A 24,246-nucleotide genomic window follows, 5' to 3' on the forward strand; every position below is an offset into this window, starting at 1 on the left:
GGGCGGACGCTTATGCTCCCTGCCGTCGTCTCTCGATCGTATGACGACCGACGCGTTCACAGATCCCGACGACGGAAGCGAGTGGGTAGACGTTCGCATGACCGACCCCGACGCCGGCGAGTGGGACATCGACGTGGTCGTCGCCGACGGCCGCGTCGAGTACGTTGACCTGCGAATTCGACCGTCGCTGCTCTCGGGGTTCATCGACTGTCTGGTCGAGGACGTCGCCGAGGAACGCGCCCACGAGGTCCTCCGGGAGACGGCCGCCAGAAACGGTATCGACCTCGACGACCTCGCCGAGGAGTGACCGGGCGGGAAGGGTGCCTGCGAGCGGCGAGAGCCGGCGGTGAAAACGCAACCCACGGGCTTTAGCCCGTCGGGCGCGGACACCCGGACAGCATGGAGGTCACGCTGCTGGGGACCGGTGACACGACGGGGACGCCGACGGTCGGCTGTGACTGTGACACCTGCGAGCGCGCGCGGGACCCCGACGCGGAGCTGCGCGAGCAGTTGCGCGAGCGGGGCGTGGACCCGACCGACGGCGTCGAGCGCTCGCGCTTCTCGGTCCATCTCCGGAACGAGGAGACCGGCGAGGTGCTCCTGATAGACGCGAGTCCCGACTTCCGCACCCAGTTCCGACGCGAGGACGTCGCCCTGCCCGACGCCGCCGTAATCACGCACGTCCACTTCGACCACCTGGACGGGCTGGGCAACGCCTATCGCCTGCTCGACCACCTGCCGGTCCACGCCGCCGACGAGACCGACGCCCAGACCGGCGAGAGCGTCGCCGAGACCGTCCGGGACCAGTACGACTACCTCGACACCGTCTCGGTCCATCCGAAGTCTCCCTACGAACCGTTCTCCGCCGCCGGATTCGAGGTGACGCTCGTCCCGGTCGAACACCCGCCGCTGGTCTGTTACGGCCTCCGCGTCGAGGAGCCGGCGACCGGCGCGGTCCTCTCGATCTCGGGCGACACCTGCTACGAAGTCCCCGACCGCTCGCGCGAGGTCCTGACCGGCGCGGACCTCGCGCTCGTCGAGGGCATCGTCCACCCCGGCGCTTGCGAGTTCCACCCCGAGGGCGGCGCGCACCACGACGACGAGGGCGTCCCCCGGACGTTCGGGACGAAACACATGACGCTGCCCGGTGCCCGCGACTTCGCCGACGACGTCGCCGCCGACGATTACCGGATCATGCACACGGCCCACTACGTCCCGCCCGAGCGGGCCTTCGCCGACGACATCGCCGTCGACGGCGAGCGATTCTCGCTGTAGATCGGTAGGTCGACAGTTCTCGATTCGACCGCCGGCTCCCGACGCGATTCTCCGATCCGGCGACACAGGTTGAGTTGAGTTCGGAGTAACTTCGGTTGTCTTTGCAAGCCTCGCGCACTTCCGGCGATTCGAATCCGACTCGGCTCGTATCGAGGCCGGCATATCAATCAGCAGTCTGATACCAACCCGTTTAGACCTCAGCGCACGAATAGAGCGCTCACGACCCGCGCTGTAACGGTCTATTTCTGGATGTATCTCAGCGGTGTCACAAAGGTAGATTTCTCAGTGTTCGATTCGATATTTAGCGACTTATTTCCCGCAGATTTTGTCGAAATATGAACGCTATATACCCACCGACGATATACGCCGGACTCGATCGGCGGGACCGAGCGGCGACGCTCGAAGGAGTCCCGCAGTCTCCCGGCGAGAGCGCCGCTTCTCTCCCAGCGCTCGAAAGCCATTCGCCCTTCCCGTTAGGGACCGTGTACATTTCTGTCGACAAACCACCGACGGCGGCCGGAGTTTGCGCGCTGCGGCCGCCCGGGGCAGTCGGCGAACGCACTACCATGAACGCTGCTACAACTGCGTCGACGCGACCGCTGGCGTCGCGGGCGGACCGAGAGAGGGACAGAGCGTAACAGATGAGTCTGGAAAAGCCGCTGGGCAGCGCTCGACGGCAGGCCCACGAGAAGAGTCAGACGGTACGAGAGGAGGTCGTATCGGCGGAGAAACGGGCGATACTGTCGGATCACCGCGCCGACGACTTCGACAGCGTCCTGCTGATCGCCTCCGCGTCGAGAGGCGGGAGCAGCCTCCTGTTCGATACCCTTCGGCATCACGAGGGGACGTGTAGCCCTGACGGCGAACACGGGAAGTGGTACACCTTCAACGGCGTCTGTTTCCCCGAGTTCGACTCCGACCGCGTCCCCGCCGACTTCGACGACTTCGACCGGGAGGCCCTGCTGACGGACCTCCTCGCCGACGTGGGCGCGACGACGGCCGAGGGCGACCGGACCCACCGGATAGACGACGCGCTCGTCCGACTGCCGCTGCAGTTCCCCGAGCGGGATCTCCCCTACGGGGAGATGCGGGAGGCGATGCTGGACGGGGCATCGCTCGACGAGGTCCTCGAAGACCACGGCGTCTCGCCGAAGCACTTCGACGAGTTCGCCGAGGAGGACACCGACGAGCGGCTCAACGACGAAGCCATCGAGGAGCGCCCGTTCATCACCTCTCACGACCACAAGCGCGGGCTCAGAGAGGAGGACTTCGGCCGGACGCTGGTGCTGAAGACCAGCGTCGACGCCTACCGGCTCCCCTGGATCCGCGAGCAGCTGTTCCCCGACACCGACGTCGACGTGGTCCACCTCACGCGGAACCCGGCGGCGTCGATCAACGGGCTCTACGACGGCTGGCGGCTGAACCGGGGGTTCCAGACCTACGACGTCGGCGACCTCGACTTAGAGGACTACGACGGGGAGCTCTGGAACTACGACCTGCCGCCGGGCTGGTCCGGTGACGGCCGGCTCATCGACGCCTGTCTGCGGCAGTGGACGCAGGCGCAGGGTCACATCCTCGATGGCCGCGACGCCTTCGACGACGTCCACCGGGTCAGGTTCGAGGACCTCATCACCGACACCGAGTCCACGGTCGAGGAGATCGTCGACTTCGCCGGCCTCGGCGAGTCCGAACTACTCCGGGAGAACGCCGCGGACCTCAATCAGGTGATGACGACGAAAGAGCCCGAACGCGCTCGCTGGCGGAACCGGGAGGAACTGGTCCGCGGCGCGCTCGACCGAGCGGACGAGCCGTTCGACGACGTGGTCGAGCGCCTCGGCTATACGGAGGAGTCAGAGTGGATCTGACCGAGGCCGCCGCGTACCACGGGTCGACGTACGACGGCCGCGATTCGCCGGCGAGCGGCGACTACCGGGGACAGCTCGAGACCGCGTTCCTCTGTACGCTCGCCGAGGAGCCCGGCGACGACCCGGACGACTACCAGTTCCTCGAATCGCCCGACGCCGAGGCGTTCAACGAGCAGGTCCGCACCTACGCGGACCGCCTCGCCGACCACGGCGTGGAGACGGTCGTCGAGGAATCACGGCATCCCAACGCCGTCTACAGCGCGGACGCCTACCTCGGGTTCGACGGCGACCTCCTCCTCTCCCGGATGGCCTCGGAGGTCCGCAAGCCCGAGGAGCCGGAGCGCTTCGCCGTCGCCCACGACCGCGGCTACGACCCGGTCGTGCCGTTCCCGTCGGGCGAGCACTTCGAGATCAGCAGCGCGATTCCCTCGCCGTCGGGGCTGGTCGTCGGCGTCGGGAAGCGCAGTACCGAGACGGCGGCGAGACGACTCGCGTCGTTCGTCGACGCGGAGACGACCGTCGTCGGGATGAGCGACGACGTGCAGCACCTGATGGGCGCGCTCCGCCCCCTGCCCGACGGCCGGGCGGCGATCCGCCCCGCGCATCTCGACGACCCGGACGCAGTCGCACAGTGTTACGACGGTGTCCTCCGATTCGACGAGACCGAGGAGGTCACCCGGAAACAAGCGATGAACTTCACGATCGCAGCAGACGAGACCATACTCATGCCTAACGACACACCGACCACCGAGTCGAAGCTAGCCGAACAGTACGACGTCGAAACGACTGCCGTCGACGAAATCCGAAAAGGAGCGGGCGGACTGGCCTGCCTCACCGGGAGGGTCAACTGATGACGGCCGAGACCACCTGGCTCTTCGGCCTCCCCTGTTCCGGGAAGTCCACCCTCGCCGAGGGGCTCGTCGGCCCGGACACGGTCCACCTGGACGGCGACTACCTCCGAGAGACGCTCAACACGGACCTCGGCTTCTCGAAGGAGGACCGGACGGAGAACCTCCGTCGCGCCGCGGGCGTCGCACAGGCCCTGAACGAACAGGGCTTCGACGTCATCGCGTCGTTCATCACGCCGTACCGCTCCCAGCGAGAGCTCATCTACGAGAAGGTCGACGACGTCTCGTTCGTCCACGTCCAGGCCCCGGTCGAGGTCTGTGAGGAGCGGGACGTGAAAGGGATGTACCAGCAGGCTCGCGACGGCGAGATAGAAGGGTTCACCGGCGTCGACGACCCCTTCGAGGAGCCCGAGCCCGGCGAGGCCGACCTCGAGGTCCGGACGGCGACGCACTCCGAGGAGGAGACGCTCAAGAAGATCAACACCGAACTGGACATCAAGTTCGACCCGAGCCACCTCTTCGTCGGTCGCTGGCAGCCGCTGCACGACGGCCACCGAACCATCATCGACTCCGCGGCCGACAACGGCAAGGACGTCGTCATCGGCATCCGCGACACCGAGCTGAGCGAGAAGAACCCGCTCACGGCCAAGGAGCGCAAGGAGCTCATCGACGAGGTGTACGGGGACCACCCCAACGTCGAGTCGACCATCATCCCGGACGTCGACACCGTCGCCATCGGGCGCGACGTCGGATACACGGTCGTCTCGGTCCCCGAGGAGGTCGCACAGATCAGCGGGACCGACACCCGAGCGGAGTACGAGAAGAGCGAACTCCTCGCCGGTCAGCACTTCGGGGACTGAACCGTCATGTCAAGTACCACCGGAGACCGCGTCGCGCTCGCCTTCTCCGGCGGGCTCGATACGACGGTCTGTGTCCCGCTGTTGAAAGAAGAGTACGACTTCGACGAGGTCGTCGGCATCACCGTCGACGTCGGCCAGCCCGACGAGGAATTCGAGGAGGCCGAGGAGACCGCCGAAGCCCTCGACCTCGAACAGCACGTCGTCAGCGCCGAGGACGCCTTCGCGGACCTCTGTTTCGACGCCGTCCGCGCGAACGCGACCTACCAGGGCTACCCGCTCGGCACGGCGCTGGCCCGGCCCGTCATCGCGGCACAGATACTCGAGACCGCCAAGGAGCAGGGCTGTAGCGCCCTCGCTCACGGCTCGACCGGAAAGGGGAACGACCAGCTCCGGTTCGAGGCGGTCTGGCGCAAGTCCGACCTCGACGTCGTCGCCCCGGTCCGCGAACTCGGCCTCACCCGCGACTGGGAGCAGGAGTACGCCGAGGAGCGCGGGCTCCCGGTCGAGGGCGGCGACGAGGGCCGCTACAGCATCGACACGAACCTCTGGACCCGCTCGGTCGAGGGCAGCGAACTCGAGGAGCCGGACCACGTTCCCGGCGAGGAGATCTACGAGTGGACCAGCGCTCCCGACGAGGAGACCGAGCGCGTCGAAGTGACGTTCGAGGACGGCTATCCGACCGCCGTGAACGGCGACGAACTCGACCCGGTCGAACTCGTCGAGCGACTGAACGACCTCGCCGGCCCGTACGGCGTCGGTCGGACGGACGTGATGGAGGACCGGATGCTCGGGCTCAAGGTCCGCGAGAACTACGAGCACCCCGCGGCGACGGTGCTGCTGAACGCGCACGAGGCCCTCGAAGACCTCGTCCTGACGAAGGCCGAGCGGTCGTTCAAGCGGCAGGTCGACGACCAGTGGGCCGAGTACGCCTACGAGGGGCTCGTCGACGCGCCGCTGATGGAGGCGCTGGAAGGGTTCATCGACCGGACGAACGGGCGCGTGACCGGCACCGTGACGATGCGGTTCGAGGGCGGGCAGGCCCGGCCGGTGGGCCGCGAGAGCGAGTACGCCGTCTACTCCGCCGACGCCGCCTCGTTCGACACCGAGTCGGTCGGCGACATCTCGCAGGCCGACGCGACCGGCGTCGCGAAGTACCACGGGTTCCAGGAGCGCCTCGCCCGCGAGGCCAGAGAGAGCGCGATGGATCGAGCGGCCGCGAAGGGGATCGCGGACGGCGGGACGCCGATCGACGATCCCTCGGCGACCGGCGACGACGCGTCGTGACGCGGCCGTAGCCGAAATCACACCACGTCTCACCCGCTTTCGACTATGCTCACGTACGACAGACTCCTCGCTTCGATACCGATACCGCTCGTCGGCGGCGCGATAGCCGGCTGGATCGGCCTCATTCCCATCACGCTGGGAGTCATCACCGGCAGCCTCCTGGGCTGTGCCCTCATGTTCGTCTCGCTGTTCGTCGTGCCCCCGGAAACGTGAGCGCCCCGGTCGCAGCACAGTCAGTGAAACTGACCTTACACCTTTGTGGGAAGAACGCCCAGACACCGGCATGGACAGGCGCGGGACCGCGGAGGTAGTCGGCTCGGCGCTGGTCAGCGGCGGCCTCGCCGTCGCGGGACTGCGGCTCTTCGCCGGCTCTATCGACTGGGTCCTGGTCGTCGGCCTCGTCGCCGGCGTCGCCATCGCGGCGGCGGCCAACTACCGCGGCCGAACCGGCCACGCCGACCGCGTCGCCGCCGAAGCCCCCGAAGTGACCGCCGACAACTACGAGGCGCACGCGGAGCGCGCGGCCAGCGACGGCGGCAGCGACCGGGAGAACGGCTCGAACGGCAACGAGCGGGAAACCGACGCCGATCGGGTCCGGTAAGTGGTCGCGGGGAGAGGACCGACCGTGGACCGACCGTGGGCGTATCCGGTCGTCGGCGGCGTCGCCGCCTTCCTCGTCGCGGCCAGCGGCGACCTCGTCGCGATGGGGACGGTCGCGTGGCGGCTGAACGCCGTCGTCGCCTTCGCCATCGCGCTGGCCGTCGACCACCAGATCCGCGTCAATCGCGGTCGTATCTGATCACCCGAACCGGTCGAGACCGGACTGCCGTCGCCGCCTGCCGTCGGGGTCGGAGTCCCACGGCGTGCGCTCGGCCCGGAGCGCCTCGCCGTCGATGGTCGGCGCGTCGGCTTCCTCGTGGCCCCCGCAGTCGGGGCCGCACTCCTCGCTCGCCCGAACCGGGCGGCCCTTCCACGTACAGTGAGGGATACCGTCGGCGTCGGGCGAGCAGTTCGTACACGACGGGTAGTCGAAGTTCCGCCACCCCTTGCCGTAGGCGCGCTCGGCGAGCCGGCGGCGGGCGCGGGCCTTCTCGGCGGCCGAGACGACGCGCACGTCCGTCCGCAGCGGCCGCTGGTCGAGGAGTTCGACGCCGGGTTCGTCGGTCGGGAGGTCAGTCGCCTCCCGCACTACCTCTCGGTCGCCCGTCTCGGGATCGAACCGCCAGACGCCGACTTCTTCGGGGATGCGATTGAGGTGGGCGCGCGTGACGTAGTCGGCCGTCGCCAGCACGACCCGGTCGGCGAGCGCCAGCGAGACGTCGGTTCGCAACTGCGTCTTCAGGTCCCCCGGTCGGTCCAGGTCCGGTTTGTTCTCGATGGCGGTGATACCCGCGACCCAGTCGGGATAGCGCGCGGTCTGGCGGACGTACGCGCGGCCGCCGCGGCGTTCGCGCTCGAAGAAGCCCCGCTCGACCGCGAGTTCGACGGCCTCCTCGGTCCACTCCGAGTGATCGTCGAAGGCGTCTTTCCAGTAGCGGGCTCGCCCCGGCCCCACGTCGGCCTCGATGGCCGCCGCGGGGATGCGCTCGGGCGTGATGGCCGCGCGGCGCTCGAACTCGTCGCTCGGGTGGACGAGAACGGTATCGAGGACCCGGCGGCCGCGGACGCCGCCGCCGAGCTGTCGGCTCACGAGGTGGCCCTCGCGTTCGAGGGCGGCACACAGCACCAGTTCGAAGCCGAACTCTCGCACGGCCACAGGCAGGAGCGGCACGGACAAAAGGGGCGCGCCTCCGTCGAAAGTATAAATCGCCGGCGGACGAATAGTGTGGTGAGTGTGTTCGTATGGCACGCTTTGGCGCTCTCACGCATCGGCGGGAGGGGAGAGCATGAGCCACGCCGGCGAGCGCTCGCCCGCGGCGACGCTCACGCTACTGGACGCGACGATGGTCGGTATCGGGGCGATGATCGGCGCGGGCATCTTCGTGCTGACCGGCTTGGCCGTCGAGACGGCGGGGCCGGCGGCCATCCTCGTGTTCGCGCTCAACGGCGGCGTCACGACGTTCACCGCGCTGTCGTACGCGGAACTCGCGTCCGCGATCCCGCGCAACGGCGGCGGCTACGCCTACGTCCGCGAGGTGTTCTCCGCGCCCGTCGCCTTCGTCATGGGGTGGACGCGGTGGTTCACGTACATGATCGCCGGGGCGCTCTACGCGCTGGGGTTCGCCTCGAACTTCATCGAGTTCGGCCACATCTTCGGCGTCTCGCTGCCGGGCGGCGTGCTGTTCTGGGCGGGCTCGGTGGTCGTCGCCTTCGTAACGCTGAACGCCGTCTCGACGGCCGCCAGCGGGAGCGCGGAGACGCTCATCACGCTCGTGAAGATACTCATCCTGCTGGTGTTCGTCGCCTTCGGCCTGCAGTTCGTCGACCTGGGCGAGTTCGAGCCGTTCTTCCGGCGCGGGAACCCGCTCACCGTCCTCCCGGCGATGGGGCTGACGTTCATCGCGTTTCAGGGCTACGACCTCATCGCCACCGTCACCGAGGAGGTCGAGGACCCCGAGAGAAACATCCCGCGGGCGATCCTGCTGTCGGTGGCGACCACCGTCGTCGTCTACCTGTTAGTGGTGTTCGTCGCGCTGGGAACGCTCGGCGCGGAGGGGCTGGCCGGCGCGGGCGAGACGGCCATCGCGCAGGCGGCGGAGGGGTTCATGCCGCGGTTCGAGCCACTGGGCAGCGGCGCGGCGCTCATCGCCTTCGGCGCGGTGTTCTCAACCATCAGCGCGCTCAACGCCGTCGTCATCGGCTCCAGCCGAGTGGCCTTCGCCATGGGGCGGGAGGCGCAACTTCCGGTCGCGCTCGGCCGCCTCCACCACCGCTTCGGGACGCCGCTGGTCGCCATCGCCGCCTCCGCCGTCGTCATGCTCGTCGCGGTGGCCGTCGTCCCGATCCGCGTCGTCGGCAACCTCGCCAGTCTCTTCTCGCTTCTGGGGTTCGTCATCGTGAACCTGAGCGTGATTCGACTCCGCCGCCAGCAACCCGACCTGCGCCGGCCGTTCGAGGTGCCGTTCTACCCCGCGCCACCCGTCCTCGGCATCGTCCTCAACCTCCTGTTGGGGGCCTTCATCGACCTGACGACGTGGGCGCTCGCGGTGGGGTGGTTAGTCGTCGGCGCGGTCGTCTATCTGCTTCTCTCCCGGCGGCGCGGCGAACCCGCCGTCCCGACCGGCGAACCCGAGACGGAGATCAGCGACCCCGAAGTCACCGTTCCCACGGAGGACTGACACATGACAGAATCACTGCGCGTCATCGTCGCCGGCGGCGGCACCGTCGGCCTCAGAACTGCCGAACTGTTGGACGACCGGGGCCACGACGTGGTCCTCATCGAGCGCGACCCCGACCGGAGCGAGCGGGTCGCCGCCGAGTACGTCGCCAGCATCATCGAGGGCGACGCGGCTCGACCGGCCGTGTTGCGACAGGCCCAGCCCGACCGCTGTGACGCGGTCGCGGCGGTGACCGACGACGAGGCGACCAACTTCGCCGTCTGCATGGCCGCCCAGCGGATGGCCGAGATCCGCACCGTCATGCGAATCGACGGCGACCCCGACGAGCTCTATCCCCAGTACGTCGACGGCATCGTCTCGACGGCGAGCCTCACCGCGCGGGTCACGGTCAACGAAGTCGTCGGCGGCGGCGTCCGAAGCATCGAGGAGGTCGGCGGGCGAGTCGAGATTCTGGATATCGAAATCGCCGAGGACGCCCCGGCGGCCGGAAAGACGCTCGCCGAAGTGCGGCTCCCGGAGGGCAGCCTCATCATCGTCGACGCCGACGGGAACCGCATCGGCGGCCCGGAAACGGTGCTCGAACCGGGCGAGCGGTTCCTCGTCGCGGTCGAAGGGGCCGTCACGGACGAGGTGATGAACCTCTTGCGCGGCTGAGCGGCCGGGGCTCGTCGGTCCGGGAGTCGTGGTGAGCCGTCGCCGGCCCGCATTCCTATCTACAAACCGTACTTGTTTGCGGTCTTTTCAGCGAGTGAGAAACCGGCGCACGATTTATACTGTCGAACGATGTTGCTTCCATTGCATGGGGATGGTGCATTCTGACACCAACGGGGAACGGGACCGGGCGACGGAGGGGGAGACGCGGTGCCGCGTGCTCCTCGTCGACGACGAGCCGACGGTGGCGGCGCTCGTCGCGGAGTACCTCGAACACGTGGACGAGGGGCTGGACGTGACGTACACGACGGCCCCGACGGAGGCACTCGACAGAGTCGACGAGTTCGACTGCGTGGTGACCGACTACCGGCTGCCGAAACTGGACGGGATCTCCCTCGTCGAACGGGCCGACGGCGACGCCGGGTTCGTGCTCTACACCGCCGCCAGAGACTACGGCGTCGCCGCCTCCGCCGACGAGGTCGGAGCGGCGTACATGCGCAAGCGGACCGACACCGACCAGTACGCGGCGCTCGCGGCGCTCATCAGGGCACAGGCCACATAGAGTCGCCGTCGACCGGAGCGACGCGTATTCGGTCGCGTGCGGTGACGAGCCGGGCCATAGGGCCGGATATGCGGCCCGGCCGAGGAGTGCCGACGGGCCGAAACAGTAGGTTTATCAGTCGCACGCGGCGAATCTCCACCAAGATTACTTTCGAAATGACATCGAACAAACAACCGGAGGTGAACATCGGACTCGTCGGTCACGTCGACCACGGCAAGACCACGCTCGTTCAGGCGTTGTCCGGCGAATGGACCGACCAGCACTCCGAGGAGATGAAGCGCGGTATCTCTATCCGTCTCGGCTACGCCGACGCCACCTTCCGCCGCTGTCCGGAGGAGGAGGAGCCGGAGGCGTTCACCGTCTCCGAGCACTGCGAGGAACACGACGTGGACACCGACCACCTCCGGACGGTGTCATTCGTCGACGCTCCGGGTCACGAGACGCTGATGGCGACGATGCTCTCGGGCGCGGCCATCATGGACGGCGCGGTGCTGGTCGTCTCGGCCACCGAGCCCGTCCCGCAGGCCCAGACCGAGGAGCACCTCAGCGCGCTCGACATCATCGGCATCGACAACATCGTCATCGCCCAGAACAAGGTCGACCTCGTCGACGAGGAGCGGGCGAAGCAGAACTACGAGCAGATCCAGGAGTTCGTCGCCGGCACCGTCGCCGAGGACGCCCCGGTCGTCCCCATCAGCGCCCAGCAGGAGGCCAACATCGACCTGCTCATCGACGCCATCGAGCGCGAGATCCCCACACCCGAACGGGATCCGAACGCCGACGCCCGCATGATGGTCGCGCGGTCGTTCGACATCAACCGCCCGGGCACGACGTGGGAGGACTTACTCGGCGGCGTGCTGGGCGGGTCGCTCGTCGAGGGGAAACTCGAAGTCGAGGACGAGATCGAGCTCCGCCCCGGCCGGGAGGTCGAAGAGGGCGGGAAGACCGAGTGGCGGCCGGTCACCACGGACGTCCGTTCGCTACAGGCCGGCGGCGACTTCGTCGACGAGGTCACCCCCGGCGGCCTCCTCGGCGTCGGGACGGGACTCGACCCCTCGATCACGAAGGGCGACGCGCTGGCCGGACAGGTCGCCGGTCCGCCCGGCAGCCTCCCGCCGACCCGCGAGCAGTTCACGATGGACGTCGACCTGCTGGAGCGCATCGTCGGCGACGACGGCGGCGAGGTCGAGGAGATCTCGACCGGCGAGCCGCTGATGCTGACCATCGGCACCGCCACCACCGTCGGCTCGGTCACCAGCGCCCGCGACGGCGAGTGCGAACTCGCGCTCAAGCGGCCGGTCTGCGCCGAAGACGGCGCGAAGATCGCCATCAACCGCCGCGTCGGCGCCCGGTGGCGACTCATCGGTGTCGGCACGCTGCGTGGATGATCGTCTTGGACACGAACGCGCTCATGATGCCTATCGAATGTAACGTCCGGCTGTTCGAGGAACTGGACAGGGTCCTTGCAGCCGACGCCGGCGACTACGTCGTCCCCGAAGCCGTCCGCGAGGAACTGGCGAAACTGGCGGACGGGGCCGGAGCGGAGGCGACGGCCGCGTCGGTCGGACGGGACCTGCTCGACCGCTGTTCGGTCCGGGAAACCGACGCCGGCTACGCGGACGACGCCGTCCTCGAACTGGCGACCGGCGACGACGCGACGCACGCTGTAACGAACGACAAGCCCCTCAAACGCCGCCTGCTCGACGCAGGCGTTCCAGTAATTAGTTTAAGGGGCCGGAACAAACTGGGTATCACTCAACCATAACATGTACAAACGGGTACGTCTACGCGATACGGTCGAGGTGCCGCCGCGCCATCTGGCAGACGTCGGGTCGAAGATGGTCAAAACACTCCTGCAGGAGAAGCTAGAGGGCCGAATGGACGAGGACGTCGGGAGCGTCGTGAGCGTCGTCGAGATCCACGACATCGGCGACGGGGCCGTCCTGCCGAACAAGCCCGGCGTCTACTACGAGGTGGAGTTCGACGCCCTGACCTTCGACCCGCAGATGCAGGAGGTCGTCGACGGCGAGGTCGTCGAGGTCGTCAACTTCGGTGCCTTCGTGGGTATCGGCCCGGTGGACGGGCTGCTCCACGTCTCGCAGATCTCCGACGAGTATCTGGCCTACGACGAGGAGAACCAGCAACTCGCCTCCCGCGAGTCCAACCGGACGCTCGGCGTCGGCGACGCCGTCCGCGCCCGCATCGTCACCAAGAGCATCGACGAGCGCAACCCGCGGGACTCGAAGATCGGGCTCACGGCCAAACAGGTCGGGCTCGGCAAGCACGGCTGGCTCCAAGAGGAGCGAGAAAAGCGACAGAGCACGGCGGAAGCCGGTGAGAGCTGATGGCTGACCGACTCGTCTGCCGGGACTGTCACCGCGTCCAGAGCGCCGGCATCGAGAGCCAGTGCGAGGCCTGTGGCGGGACTGCCCTCACCGAGGACTGGGCGGGCTACGTCGTCATCGCCCACCCCGAGAAGTCCGAGATCGCCCGCGAGATGGAAGTGACCGAGGCCGGAACGTACGCGCTGAAAGTCAGATAACGTGTCCGACGTTCTCCTCGAACTGCCGCCGTCGCTGCGGAGCGAGCTCAAAGAGCCGATGGGCCGTCTCTACACGGACGCCGACGCGCTTCTGGCCGACGCCGGCACCCCGCTCGTGGCCGTCGGCGACATCGTCACGTATCACTTGCTGGAGGCGGGAACGGTCCCGCGGCTCGCGCTGGTCGACGAACGCACCAAGCGCTCGGCCGTCGACAGCGAGGTGACGGCCGCTATCTCCGGGTTCGACCGGCGGATCACCGTCGAGAACCCGGCGGGGACGCTCACCCGCGCGCTGCTCGACGCCATGCGGGAGGCCCTTGACGGCGAGGCGACGACGCTGCTCGACGTCGAGGGCGAAGAGGACCTCGCGGCGCTCCCGGCGGTGCTCGCCGTCCCCGAGGACGGTGCCGTCGTCTACGGCCAACCGGACGAGGGAATGGTCCTCGTCACGCCCGACGACGCGGCGCGCGAGCGGGTCCGGTCGCTGCTCTCGCGGATGGACGGCGACGCGGACGCGGCGCTCGCGGCGGTCCGGTAGTCACTCCGGACGCGGCACGCTCAGGTTCCTCATCTCGCCGCCGCAGTCCTCGCATCGCGGCGGCGAGCGGGCCCGCGAGACGCGAGTCCCACAGCCGAGACATTCGAAGAGCTGTTCCTCGCTCCGTGGTGCTGGGTCTGACCATCGGGGCATATTTGGAGGGGTTTAGCACACTCTCGACCATATAGATTGCTGCTAGCGCAAAATATGCGTACGCTCGTCCAAATTATCTGGACGTTTGGTCACTTCAGGACGTGGACGTGGCGGACGAGCGAGCGATGGACGCGGCGTTCGAACCGCTCGGCGACCGTCCAGCCGGCCTCGCGGGCGGCGTCGCTCCACGTCCGGTCGGCGACGAGCACGCAGCGCGGTGCGACGCGTCGAGCCTCGCGTAGCGCACCGGAAACGAGGGGGCGGAGTTCGCCCTCGATGCGCGACTGTCTACCGTAGGGAGCGTCGAAGACGACGGCGTCCGCGCGGCCGTCGGCGAGCGGTAGGCGGGCCGCGTCCGACCGGAAGAGGTCCCAGCGGCCGCTCTCGGGGTACGCGGTGCGGTCGGGGTGACCCGTGCCGTCGAGAACGTATTCGAGGTTCTCCCGCGTCCCGCGGACCATCTTTTCCTGTGCGTCGCCGCCGACCACGCGCGCGCCGACCAGTCCGGCCTCCAGGAGGAGCCCGCCGGTCCCACACATCGGGTCGACGACGGTCGCACCGGGTCGCGCCCCGGCGACATTGACCAGCGCGCGGGCCTCCAGCGGGTCCATGCTCCCGGGTTGGAAGAACGGCCGATTCGTCGGCTGCCGGTCGCCGAAGTCCCGCACCGACTCGGTTTCGAGCCAGCCGAGCGCACAGCGGGCCTCGCCGGAGCCGCCCTCGTCGTCGCCCGCCGGGTCCGCGAAGTAGGCGTAGAGCGTGTGCTCGGGCGCGTCGAGGTCGACGGCGAACCCGCGGTCGGTGAGGACGCCGCCGAGCGTTCGCTCCGCTCGCTGCGTGTCGATCCCGGTGCTCGCCCGCACGTCGACGGCCCGCACCGCGACCGTCCCCTCGCGGTCGATAGTCGCGGCGTCCAACAGCGCGCGGGCGCTCTCGACCGTCGGGTCCGCGGTCCCCACCAGTTCGCAGGCCCGGTGGGTGTAGGCGAGATAGCGCGCCCGCTCCGTGACGCCGCGGGCGGTGGCGAGGCCGGGCGCGAGCACCGACACGTCGCTGGCCGCGCTCGCGGCCTCACACGCCGCGAAGTCGTCGTCCTGTCCGCCGAGTTCGAGGACGTACACGCCCGAGCGGTGTGGGCGCGCGGGTATGAGCGTGCCGGTCGCCGACGCCCCCGCCCCCCGTTTTAGGGCGAATCTGATAGACAGCCAATCGTTTCGGCGTGCTGACTGGCAGCCGATGCCATGAACCTTTATAAACCTTAAATACGTGCTTTAAGTCGAGACATGGTTGACCCCAAGGAAACCATCAACATCGAAAACGTCGTCGCCTCGACCGGAATCGGCCAGGAGCTCGACCTTCAGAGCGTGGCGATGGACCTCGAGGGTGCCGACTACGACCCGGAGCAGTTCCCCGGACTCGTCTACCGCACGCAGGAGCCGAAGTCCGCGGCGCTCATCTTCCGTTCCGGGAAGATCGTCTGTACCGGCGCGAAGTCCACCGACGACGTCCACCAGAGCCTGCGCATCGTCTTCGATAAGCTCCGCGACCTGAACATCCAGGTGGACGACGACCCCGAGATCGTCGTCCAGAACATCGTCACGAGCGCGGACCTCGGGCGGAACCTCAACCTCAACGCCATCGCCATCGGCCTCGGGCTGGAGAACATCGAGTACGAGCCCGAGCAGTTCCCCGGGCTGGTCTACCGCCTCGACGAACCCGACGTGGTGGCGCTGCTGTTCGGCTCCGGGAAGCTCGTCATCACCGGCGGGAAGAAGCCCGAGGACGCCGAGGAGGCCGTCGACAAGATCGTCTCCCGCCTCGAGGAGCTCGGCCTACTCGACTGAACTGCAGTCGGCCGGTCCGCGCCGTCTAGCCAGCAGAACACAACGCACAAGCGCCGCGGTTCCGAACCGCAGGTATGTTTCAGGCCGGCACGCCGAGTCTGACCGGTGGCGGACTCCTCGCCATCGTCGTCACCCTGTTGCTGACGTGGGCGTTCTACGCCGTCACGCTCCACCTGGCGGCAACCTTCTTCATCGGCGAGACGCCGTCTCAGCTAGCGGCGAAGGCGGCGATCGTCCCCGCGATCGTCTCGCTGTTGCTCCAGTCCTACGGCGTCGAGACGGGCGTCGTCTCGCCGAGCCTGGGCGTCCTCGTGGTGATACTGGCCACGATGATCGCAGACGGCATCGCCATTAGCTTCGTCTACCGGCTCTCGACCCGGTCGACGGCCCCGCTGGTCGTCTTACACTTCGCCTTCGCGGCGGTGCTCGGGTTCGCGCTCAACAACATCTTCGGACTGATCTAAGATGCAGGGAAACGACCGCTCCATCGTCACGTTCACCGGCGTCTCGCACGCCCTCGTCCACACCTACGAACTCTCGATCCCGATCTTCGTCGTCGTCTGGCTGGAGACGCTGCCGGTGACGACGGCGCTGTTGGGCACCGTCACCGCTATCGGCTACGGCTTATTCGGCGCGGGGGCGCTCCCCGGCGGCATCCTCGCCGACCGCTACGGCGCGAACAGCCTCGTCACCGCGGGGCTGGTCGGGATGGGCGCGTCCTTCCTCCTGTTGAGCGTCGCGCCGGGCGTCCTCACCATCGCGGTCGCCCTGGGCCTGTGGGGCCTCTCGGCCAGCGTCTACCATCCCGCGGGACTGGCGCTCATCTCCACCGGCGTCGAGGAGCGGGGCACCGGCTTCGCCTACCACGGGATGGCCGGCAACGCCGGCATCGCCGCCGGCCCGCTCCTGACCGCGCTCCTCCTGTTGGCCTTCGACTGGCGACTCGTCGCCGCGTTACTCGTTCTGCCCGCCGTCGTCGCCGTCGCCTACGCCCGGACGGCGGAGTTCGACGAGATGGCCGCCGTCAGCGCCGACGGCGGTCCGTCGAGCGGCGCGAGAGGGACCTCGTCGGAACAGCGTTCCGACGGCGGCGAATCGAGCGAGCCGCCGTCTTCGATCCGGGCGTTCCTCGCGGACACGCGGGCGCTGTTCACCGTCGGGTTCACCATCGTCATGCTCGTCGTGATGATGAACGGCCTGTTCTACCGCGGGACGCTGACCTTCCTCCCCGAGGTGCTCGGGGAGTTCCTCCCGCCGGTCGGCGAGCTCCTCGGCGTGTTCGAACCCGACAGCGCGCTGGCCGCGGAGTTCGACCTGGCGTACTACTTCTACGTCGGCCTGCTGTCGGTGGGTATCGCCGGCCAGTACGTCGGCGGGAAGCTCACCGACCGCATCTCCATCCCGGTCGGCCTGACTGCGGTGTTCGCCGGCCTCGCCGCCATCGCCGTCGTGTTCGTCCCCGCCGCGGAGGCCGGGCTGGGGCCGCTGCTGGCGATCAGCGCTCTGCTGGGATTCGCCCTCTTCACCCTCCAGCCGATCTATCAGGCGTCCATCGCCGAGTACAGCCCGCCGGGCGACCGGGGGCTCTCGTACGGTTACACCTACCTGACGAACTTCGGCGTCGGGGCCGCCGGCGCGGCGATCGCGGGGTATCTCCTGTCGACCGTCGGCGCGGACGGCACCTTCCTCGGACTGGCCGCGTTCCCCGCGCTCGGGTTCGTCTTCGCGGCGACGCTCTGGTGGCTGGACGAGTGAGCGGGCCAAACAGTTTTCCGCGCCAGCCACCCGTATCCGCGCATGGACAGCCAGCCGAATCTGGACCGGTTCGCCTCCCGCCGCTCGACGGCCTACGGGACGCGCGGCGTCGTCGCCACGAGCCAACCGCTCGCCGCCGAGGCGGGCATCGACGCGCTCCGAGCGGGCGGCAACGCCTTCGACGCGGCGGTGGCGACGGCGGCGACGCTCAACGTCGTCGAGCCGATGAGCACGGGACTGGGCGGCGACGCCTTCGCGCTCTACCGAACCGCCGAGGGCGACGTGGGCGCGATGCGGGCCTGCGGCGGCGCGCCCGAGGCGGCGACGCTCGAACGGACTCGCGAGGCCGTCGCCGAACAGGAGGGCGGCGACCCGAGCGACGCCGAGATGCCCGAACGCGGGCCGCTCCCGGTGACGGTGCCGGGCGCGCCCCGCGGGTGGGAGGCGACCGTCGAGCGCTTCGGCCGGCTCTCGCTCGCCGACGCGCTCGAAGACGCGATTCACCACGCCACCGAGGGGTTCCCGGTCAGCGAGGTCATCGCGTCGGCGTGGGCGCTCTGTGAGCCCGAGCTACGCAACGACGCCGCCCGCGAGCAGTACCTCGTCGACGGCGAACGAGCGCCGGAGGTGGGCGAGCGGATGCGGCTGCCGGAGTTCGGCGAGACGCTGGAGACGCTGGCCGCCGAGGGCGCGGACCCGTTCTACGAGGGCGAGATCGCCGCACAGATCGCCGAGACGGTGCAGGACGCCGGCGGCCTGCTGGAACGCTCGGACCTCGAAGCCTTCGACGTGGAGTTTCCCGACCCGGTCTCGACGACCTACGGCGGTACAGAGGTGTACGAGCTCCCGCCGAACAACCAGGGGCTCATCGCGCTGGAGGCGCTCAACGTCGCCGACGCGGTGGGCGCTCCCGAGACGGACGACCCCGTCGAGCGGACCCACCTGCTCGCCGAGTCGATGAAGCTGGCCTTCACCGACGGGCACCGCTACATCACCGACCCCGACTACGAGGAGATCCCGCCGCTCCAGTCGAAACGGTGGGCCGAAGAGCGCGCCGAGGCCGTGGGCGAGGAGGTCATCGAGAGCCCCGACGTGGGCATGCTCGACTCGCCGGCGGAGGACGCCGACACCGTCCTGCTGACCGTCGCCGACGGCGAGGGCAACGTCGTCTCCTTCATCAACTCGCTGTTCATGGGCTTCGGGAGCGGCCTCGTCGCCGGCGACACGGGCCTCACGCTCCAGAACCGCGGCGCATCGTTCTCGCTCGACGACTCCCATCCCAACCGCATCGAACCCGGCAAGCGGCCGTTCCACACGCTGATTCCCGGCCTCGCGCGGTTCGGCGAGGACGACTGGGCGGCCTTCGGCGTCATGGGCGGGTACATGCAACCGCAGGGCCACGTGCAGGTCCTCTCGAACCTGCTGGACCGCGAAATGCCCCTGCAGGCGGCGCTGGACGAACCGCGCTGGCGCTACCGTGAGGACGGGACGCTGGCCGTCGAAGCGCGTTTCGACGGCGACGTGACCTCGAAACTCGTCCGCCGCGGTCACGACGTGCGCGTGGACGTGCCGCTCCAGTTCGGCGGCGCACAGATCGCCCGGTGGAACGACGGCGTCCTCTCGGGGGCGACCGAGCCGCGGAAGGACGGGACCGTCGACGTGTACTGAGCGGAGAAGACGGGAAAGCCGCTACGTCACTCGACCAGACGCTCGATCTCGGTCACGAGCACGTCGCTCGCACCCACTCCCTTGAGGTCGTTGATGGTCTCGAAGACGGCGCTGTCGTCGACGACGGCGTGGACCGCCACGTCGTCGGACCCGGCGATGTCCATCACCGTCGGTCCGCCCATCCCCGGCAGCACGTCTTTCACGTCGTCGAGCGCGGCCTCGGGGGCGTTCATCATCAGGTAGCGCTTGCCCTCCGCCGAGAGTACGGAGTGAAGCGCCATCTTGACCTGCTGCACCTTCTCGTCGTCGGCGACGTCCTCGCGGGCGAACAGGCGAACCGAGGATTTCAGCACCTCGTCGACGATCGCCAACCGGTTCATCCGCAGGGTCGTCCCCGTCGAGGTGATGTCGATGATGCCGTCGGCGATGTCGACGTGCGGCGTGAGTTCCGTCGCGCCCGAGACCTCCGCGATGTCGACCTCGACATCGAGTTCGGCGAAGTAGTTCCGGGCGATGTTGGGGAACTCCGTGGCGACGGTGCCGCCGTCCAAGTCGTAGACGGTCTCGATGTCGCCGTCTTCGGGCGCGGCCAGCACGAGGCGACAGCTCCCGAACTCCAAATCGAGCAGTTCTTCGAGGTTTCCGGGGTCGGCCTCCCGGACCTGGTCGAGGCCGGTGATACCCACGTCGGCGGCCCCGTCGGAGACGTACTCGGGGATGTCCGCGGCGCGAGCGTAGAGGACGGTCACCTCCGGGTCGACGGTATCGGCGTACAGCTGTCGGTCCGCTCCGTCGACGATGTGGAGACCGGCCCGTTCGAGCAAGTCCTCCGCCGGGTCGTGCAGGCGGCCCTTGTTGGGGACGGCGATGCGCATACGCTCTCTGGGATGGCGCGGGCCAACTGTCTTTCCCCTCGCGGTTCGGGACCCGGCGAACTAAGAGCGGGGGCGTCCAACCCCGCGCCATGACCGAACTTCTCGTCACCGGCGGACAGGTCCTCCGCCCCGATATGACCGTCGAACGCGCCGACGTGCTCGTCGACCAGTCGAGCGGCGACATCGTGGCCGTCGAATCGCCGGGCGAACTCGCTGGCGACGACGAACTCGACGCGAGCGACGGCCTCGTCGTCCCCGGGCTGGTCAACGCCCATACGCACGTCGCGATGACCCTACTTCGAGGCTACGCCGACGACAAGCCGCTGGACGCGTGGCTGCAGGAGGACATCTGGCCCGTCGAGGGTGAGCTAACCCCCGAGGACGTGCGAGTCGGCGCGGAACTCGGACTCGTCGAGATGGTGAAGTCGGGGACGACGGCGCTCTCTGACATGTACTTCCACGTCGACGAGATCGCGGCGGCCGTCGAGCAGGCGGGTGTTCGAGCCGTGCTCGGCCACACCGCAGTCACCGTCGGCAAGGACGAGGAGGGCGCGCGCGAGGACGTTCGGCAGAGCCTGGAGACCGCCCGGGACCTCGACGGCGCGGCCGACGGCCGAATCAGCACGACGTTCCAACCGCACAGCCTGACCACCGTCGGCGAGGAATACCTCCGCGAGTACGTTCCCGAGGCAGACGCCGCGGGGCTACCGATCCATCTCCACGCCAACGAGACGACCGACGAGGTCGAACCGCTCGTCGAGGAACACGGAATTCGACCGCTCGAATACGCCGACGACGTGGGCCTGCTCGCCGAGGACACGTTCCTGGCTCACTGCGTCCACGTCGACGAGACCGAGATCGACCTGCTGGCCGAGACGGGGACCGGCGTCGCCCACTGCCCGGCCTCGAACATGAAGCTCGCCAGCGGGATGGCCCCCGTCCAGCGGCTCTTAGACGCGGGCGTCACCGTCGGCATCGGCACCGACGGCGCGGCCTCGAACAACGACCTCGACATGTTCGACGAGATGCGCGACGCCGCGATGGTCGGGAAACTCGCCGCCGACGACGCCAGCGCCGTCGCCGCCGAGACGGTCGTCGAGATGGCCACCGAGAACGGGGCCGAACTGCTCGGCATCGACAGCGGTCGCATCGAACCCGGCGCGAACGCCGACCTCGCGGTGCTCTCGCTCGACGCGCCGCGCCTGACGCCGGCCCACGACCTCGTCTCGCATCTCGCCTACGCCGCCACCGGGAGCGACGTCCGCCACACCGTCTGTGACGGCGAGGTGCTGATGCGCGATAGAGACGTGACGGTCTTCGACGAAGACGCGGTTCGGGAGCGTGCACAGGCGCACGCAGACGCGCTGGTCGACCGCGCGTCGAACTGAAAGATAAACGTCCAGAATAGATTTTAAACGCTCTCGGTTGATTAGCGCCGTCGATATCACCGATGGAAACCCGGCTGAACGGAGTGAACGAGAGTCGGTGTTTAATCCCAACTACCGTCTCGCTACTGACGAGATGCGTACCAAACTACTCGCATTGACTGCCGCGATCGGCATGGTCCTGTTCGCCGTCGGACCCGGCGTCGCCACCGCGACTGCCGGGACGACGGGCGACGGAACGCTGGCCGTCGGGGTCAGTCAGGCAGGGAATCAGGCGGCGACGGTGACGGTGACGGACAACGACACCGCCGTCGAGAACGCGTCGGTGAGCGTCGAAGCGCTCGACAACGGCACGTACGCGGGCACCGGCGACTACGCGACCGGCGAGAACGGCACGGTCGAGTTGGCCGCCCCCGAGGAGAACGTCACTATCGAGGTGACTGCGACCGTCGGCAACGAGACGTCGACGACGACGGCCGAGCTGACCGCCGACGCCGAGGAGGCGACCGAGAGCTTCGGCGCTCGCGTCTCGTCGTTCGTCCGGTACCTGCTCCAGCACGGGTCGACCAACATCGGTCCGGAGATCGCCGAGTTCGTGACCCAGAACAACCCCGGGAACGCTCCTGACCACGCCGGCCCGCCCGAAGACGCCGGGTCCGAACGCGCAGACGCTGCGGGCGAGAACGGTAGCGACGGGAACGAGGCCGCCGAACGGAGCGGCGAGCGCGGCCCGTCGGAGCGCGCGAACGCACCCGAAGAGCGCGGACAGCGCGGCGAGCAGGCGAACGCCAGCGAAGACGAGGAGAGCGAGACCGAGGAGATCGAAGCGGAGGAGACCGAAGAAGCAGACGCTGACGAAGAAGCGACCGAGGAAGAGACCGACGACGAGGAGAGCGAAACCGACAGCGAAGACGCTGACGACGGCTCGGACGACGACGGCGGCCCGCCGGCCCACGCGAACGGGAACGGCGGCGGTCGCTGAACCCGCTTCGGTACCGTTTTAGGAACACTGGCCGTTTTTCCGGGCATGACAGCCCCCATTTCTGAGCGACTCGACGACGTAGAGTCGGCCCGCGAGTCGGGCCGGCGGAAGATGGACTGGGCGGCACAGCACATGCCCATCTGCGCGTCGCTGCGCGAGGAGTTCGAGACCGACCGACCGTTCGCCGGCGAGCGGATCGGCATGGCGATGCACGTCGAAGCGAAGACGGCGGTGCTCGCCGAACTGCTGGCCCAGGGCGGCGCGGAAGTCGCCATCACCGGGTGTAACCCGCTCTCGACGCACGACGACGTGAGCGCGGCGCTCGACGCCGTCGACGGCGTCACCTCCTACGCCGAGCGCGGCGTCGACGACGAGGCGTACTACGCCGCCATCGAGGCCGTGCTCGAACACGAACCGACGATCACGGTGGACGACGGGATGGACCTGGTGGCCGCGGTCCACGAGGACTACCCCGAACTCATCGACACCATCGTCGGCGGGGCCGAGGAGACCACCACCGGCGTCCACCGCCTGCGCGCGATGGACGCGGACGGCGAACTCGACTACCCGGTGTTCGCGGTCAACGACACGCCGATGAAACGGCTGTTCGACAACGTCCACGGCACCGGCGAGTCGTCGCTGGCCTCCATCGCCATGACGACGAATCTCTCGTGGGCCGGCAAGACCGTCGTCGTCGCCGGCTACGGCCACTGCGGGAAGGGCGTCGCGAAGAAGGCCAGCGGCCAGAACGCCGACGTGGTCGTCACCGAGGTCGAGCCCCGCCGCGCGCTCGAAGCCCACATGGAGGGCTACGACGTCATGCCGATGGCCGAAGCGGCCGAAGCGGGCGACGTCTTCATCACGACCACCGGAAATCGGGACGTCATCGTCGAAGACCACTTCGAGAACATGCAGGACGGCGTTCTCTTGGCGAACGCCGGCCACTTCGACGTGGAGATCGACCTCGACGCGCTCGCTTCGATAGCCGCCGACACCTACGAGGCCCGCGACGGCGTGCGGGCCTACGAGATGGCCGACGGCCGCCGCCTGAACGTGCTGGCCGAAGGTCGACTCGTCAATCTGGCGACCCCCATCGCGCTGGGCCACCCGGTCGAAGTGATGGACCAGAGCTTCGGGATTCAGGCGGTCTGCGTGCGGGAACTGGTCGAGAACGGCGACGCCTACGACGCCGGCGTCCACGACGTGCCCGACCGGCTGGACAAGGAGGTCGCCGAGGTGAAGTTGGCCGCCGAAGGCGTCGATTTCGACGGGCTGACGGACGAACAGGCCGAGTATATGGATTCGTGGCAGCACGGGACGTAGCGAGGCCGACCGTAGGGAGGCCTCGATACCCGAGCGGGGAGAGCGAGGCGCGAAGCGCCTCGGATGTGAGCGGCGCTAGCCGCGAACGAAGCGACCCGCGAGGGACGTAGGGAGATTCGGAGCGAGCAACGCGAGCGAGAATCTCCGAAAGCGACGCGGCGACCAGCGGGAGCCGCGGAGCAGTAGAGCGGTCTGAACGGAGTGAAGACCGCCAGTTGCGAGTGGGGAGAGCGAGGAGCGAAGAACCTCGAATTGCGAGCGGCGCGAACTAAGCGAGTGAGAGCCGTCAAACTACGAGAACCCTCGGAATCACCCCATACGTCAAGGGAGATAGAGGACAGTCCACGAGCGTTTCTTTTTTCGAAGGAGCCGTGAATCAGCTGCTAAAGCGGACGTGCGTACTACCAACCGGTGAGAAGGCTTTTCCAGATTCCAACTGGAATTTTATGCGTGAAACGACGTGCCCTCCTCTCCACCGCTCTTGGGTGCAGTCTCACAATAACTGGTTGCTTCGGCCTTGACGGAGAGCGGAGTGGAGAAGGAACGACCGTCGAAATC

28 protein-coding genes are annotated in these 24,246 nt (G+C 68.3%); 24 read left to right on the forward strand and 4 right to left on the reverse strand.

From position 1 onward, the window contains the following. Positions 1-40: 40 nt before the first annotated feature. The 9 genes from GO488_RS13415 to GO488_RS13455 all read left to right on the forward strand — a co-directional run bounded on the left by GO488_RS13415 (position 41) and on the right by GO488_RS13455 (position 6,931). Positions 41-307, forward strand: a complete 267-nt coding sequence (locus GO488_RS13415; protein WP_162318331.1) for a hypothetical protein — start codon at positions 41-43, stop codon at positions 305-307. A gap of 92 nt (positions 308-399) precedes the next feature. Then, positions 400-1,275 carry an MBL fold metallo-hydrolase gene (locus GO488_RS13420; RefSeq protein ID WP_162318332.1) on the forward strand — a complete coding sequence of 292 codons (876 nt, stop codon included), beginning with the start codon at positions 400-402 and terminating at the stop codon, positions 1,273-1,275. A gap of 641 nt (positions 1,276-1,916) precedes the next feature. Then, positions 1,917-3,140 carry a sulfotransferase family protein gene (locus GO488_RS13425; RefSeq protein ID WP_162318333.1) on the forward strand — a complete coding sequence of 408 codons (1,224 nt, stop codon included), beginning with the start codon at positions 1,917-1,919 and terminating at the stop codon, positions 3,138-3,140. Next, on the forward strand, positions 3,131-3,991 hold the full coding sequence (locus tag GO488_RS13430) for a hypothetical protein (protein ID WP_162318334.1): 861 nt from the start codon (positions 3,131-3,133) through the stop codon (positions 3,989-3,991). Before GO488_RS13425 ends, GO488_RS13430 begins: the two co-directional genes overlap by 10 nt. Then, positions 3,991-4,848 (forward strand): adenylyl-sulfate kinase, encoded by an 858-nt coding sequence (gene cysC / locus GO488_RS13435; RefSeq protein ID WP_162318335.1) that lies wholly within the window; start codon positions 3,991-3,993, stop codon positions 4,846-4,848. The genes GO488_RS13430 and cysC overlap by 1 nt, the downstream gene beginning before the upstream one ends. Positions 4,849-4,854: 6 nt before the next feature. After that, the gene (locus GO488_RS13440) at positions 4,855-6,132 is read left to right on the forward strand and encodes an argininosuccinate synthase (RefSeq protein ID WP_162318336.1); all 1,278 of its coding nucleotides are present in this window, start codon (positions 4,855-4,857) and stop codon (positions 6,130-6,132) included. 45 nt (positions 6,133-6,177) lie between these two features. Continuing rightward, on the forward strand, positions 6,178-6,345 hold the full coding sequence (locus GO488_RS13445) for a DUF8015 family protein (protein ID WP_162318337.1): 168 nt from the start codon (positions 6,178-6,180) through the stop codon (positions 6,343-6,345). A 70-nt stretch (positions 6,346-6,415) separates the two neighbouring features. Beyond that, positions 6,416-6,733, forward strand: coding sequence for a hypothetical protein (locus tag GO488_RS13450; RefSeq protein WP_162318338.1), 318 nt, complete (start codon positions 6,416-6,418; stop codon positions 6,731-6,733). 24 nt (positions 6,734-6,757) lie between these two features. Beyond that, positions 6,758-6,931 (forward strand): hypothetical protein, encoded by a 174-nt coding sequence (locus tag GO488_RS13455; RefSeq protein ID WP_162318339.1) that lies wholly within the window; start codon positions 6,758-6,760, stop codon positions 6,929-6,931. Here the strand turns inward: GO488_RS13455 and GO488_RS13460 are convergent, their stop codons facing one another. Further along, a complete protein-coding gene (locus GO488_RS13460) occupies positions 6,932-7,882 on the reverse strand; it encodes a DUF5787 family protein (protein ID WP_162318340.1) in 951 nt (316 codons plus the stop codon). It lies immediately after the preceding gene. Positions 7,883-8,018: 136 nt separating this feature from the next. On the opposite strand from GO488_RS13460, the gene GO488_RS13465 reads away from it, so the two are divergent. From GO488_RS13465 to GO488_RS13500, 8 genes are all read left to right on the forward strand, one after another. Then, a complete protein-coding gene (locus GO488_RS13465; RefSeq protein ID WP_162318341.1) occupies positions 8,019-9,410 on the forward strand; it encodes an APC family permease in 1,392 nt (463 codons plus the stop codon). A 3-nt stretch (positions 9,411-9,413) separates the two neighbouring features. Beyond that, positions 9,414-10,064: a potassium channel family protein gene (locus tag GO488_RS13470; RefSeq protein ID WP_162318342.1), complete on the forward strand. Its 651-nt coding sequence runs from the start codon at positions 9,414-9,416 to the stop codon at positions 10,062-10,064. Positions 10,065-10,209: 145 nt separating this feature from the next. After that, positions 10,210-10,623, forward strand: coding sequence for a response regulator (locus tag GO488_RS13475; protein ID WP_162318343.1), 414 nt, complete (start codon positions 10,210-10,212; stop codon positions 10,621-10,623). A gap of 155 nt (positions 10,624-10,778) precedes the next feature. Further along, on the forward strand, positions 10,779-12,011 hold the full coding sequence (locus GO488_RS13480) for a translation initiation factor IF-2 subunit gamma (protein ID WP_162318344.1): 1,233 nt from the start codon (positions 10,779-10,781) through the stop codon (positions 12,009-12,011). Then, entirely contained in the window at positions 12,008-12,388 is a 381-nt protein-coding gene (locus GO488_RS13485; protein WP_162318345.1) for a twitching motility protein PilT, read from the forward strand. The genes GO488_RS13480 and GO488_RS13485 overlap by 4 nt, the downstream gene beginning before the upstream one ends. Before the next feature lies 1 nt (position 12,389). Next, a complete protein-coding gene (locus GO488_RS13490; protein WP_162318346.1) occupies positions 12,390-12,968 on the forward strand; it encodes a DNA-directed RNA polymerase in 579 nt (192 codons plus the stop codon). Beyond that, on the forward strand, positions 12,968-13,165 hold the full coding sequence (gene spt4 / locus GO488_RS13495; protein WP_162318347.1) for a transcription elongation factor subunit Spt4: 198 nt from the start codon (positions 12,968-12,970) through the stop codon (positions 13,163-13,165). Before GO488_RS13490 ends, spt4 begins: the two co-directional genes overlap by 1 nt. A 1-nt stretch (position 13,166) precedes the next feature. After that, complete coding sequence (locus tag GO488_RS13500) at positions 13,167-13,703, forward strand: GTP-dependent dephospho-CoA kinase family protein (protein ID WP_162318348.1); 537 nt, start codon at positions 13,167-13,169, stop codon at positions 13,701-13,703. Here GO488_RS13500 and GO488_RS20095 read toward each other — a convergent pair whose 3' ends face one another. After that, complete coding sequence (locus GO488_RS20095) at positions 13,704-13,856, reverse strand: rubrerythrin-like domain-containing protein (protein ID WP_162318349.1); 153 nt, start codon at positions 13,854-13,856, stop codon at positions 13,704-13,706. It abuts the gene before it with no gap. A gap of 89 nt (positions 13,857-13,945) precedes the next feature. Further along, the gene (locus GO488_RS13510; RefSeq protein ID WP_162318350.1) at positions 13,946-14,977 is read right to left on the reverse strand and encodes a TIGR01177 family methyltransferase; all 1,032 of its coding nucleotides are present in this window, start codon (positions 14,975-14,977) and stop codon (positions 13,946-13,948) included. Positions 14,978-15,139: 162 nt separating this feature from the next. Here GO488_RS13510 and GO488_RS13515 point away from each other — a divergent pair, with 162 nt between their 5' ends. From GO488_RS13515 to GO488_RS13530, 4 genes are all read left to right on the forward strand, one after another. After that, positions 15,140-15,700 carry a TATA-box-binding protein gene (locus tag GO488_RS13515; RefSeq protein ID WP_162318351.1) on the forward strand — a complete coding sequence of 187 codons (561 nt, stop codon included), beginning with the start codon at positions 15,140-15,142 and terminating at the stop codon, positions 15,698-15,700. A gap of 74 nt (positions 15,701-15,774) precedes the next feature. Continuing rightward, entirely contained in the window at positions 15,775-16,164 is a 390-nt protein-coding gene (locus GO488_RS13520) for a DUF7473 family protein (RefSeq protein WP_162318352.1), read from the forward strand. 1 nt (position 16,165) lies between these two features. Further along, complete coding sequence (locus tag GO488_RS13525) at positions 16,166-17,455, forward strand: MFS transporter (RefSeq protein WP_162318353.1); 1,290 nt, start codon at positions 16,166-16,168, stop codon at positions 17,453-17,455. Between the two features lie 42 nt (positions 17,456-17,497). Beyond that, a complete protein-coding gene (locus GO488_RS13530) occupies positions 17,498-19,123 on the forward strand; it encodes a gamma-glutamyltransferase family protein (protein WP_162318354.1) in 1,626 nt (541 codons plus the stop codon). 26 nt (positions 19,124-19,149) lie between these two features. Here the strand turns inward: GO488_RS13530 and hisG are convergent, their stop codons facing one another. Next, on the reverse strand, positions 19,150-19,998 hold the full coding sequence (gene hisG, locus GO488_RS13535) for an ATP phosphoribosyltransferase (protein WP_162318355.1): 849 nt from the start codon (positions 19,996-19,998) through the stop codon (positions 19,150-19,152). A gap of 89 nt (positions 19,999-20,087) precedes the next feature. Between hisG and GO488_RS13540 the strand changes: the two genes are divergently transcribed. The 3 genes from GO488_RS13540 to GO488_RS13550 all read left to right on the forward strand — a co-directional run bounded on the left by GO488_RS13540 (position 20,088) and on the right by GO488_RS13550 (position 23,688). After that, a complete protein-coding gene (locus GO488_RS13540) occupies positions 20,088-21,386 on the forward strand; it encodes an amidohydrolase (protein WP_162318356.1) in 1,299 nt (432 codons plus the stop codon). Between the two features lie 133 nt (positions 21,387-21,519). After that, positions 21,520-22,365, forward strand: a complete 846-nt coding sequence (locus GO488_RS13545; protein ID WP_162318357.1) for a hypothetical protein — start codon at positions 21,520-21,522, stop codon at positions 22,363-22,365. Positions 22,366-22,410: 45 nt separating this feature from the next. Further along, positions 22,411-23,688: an adenosylhomocysteinase gene (locus GO488_RS13550; RefSeq protein ID WP_162318358.1), complete on the forward strand. Its 1,278-nt coding sequence runs from the start codon at positions 22,411-22,413 to the stop codon at positions 23,686-23,688. Positions 23,689-24,246: the final 558 nt, after the last annotated feature.

It is taken from the genome of Haloarcula limicola, assembly GCF_010119205.1.
Classification (GTDB): Archaea; Halobacteriota; Halobacteria; order Halobacteriales; family Haloarculaceae; genus Haloarcula; species Haloarcula limicola.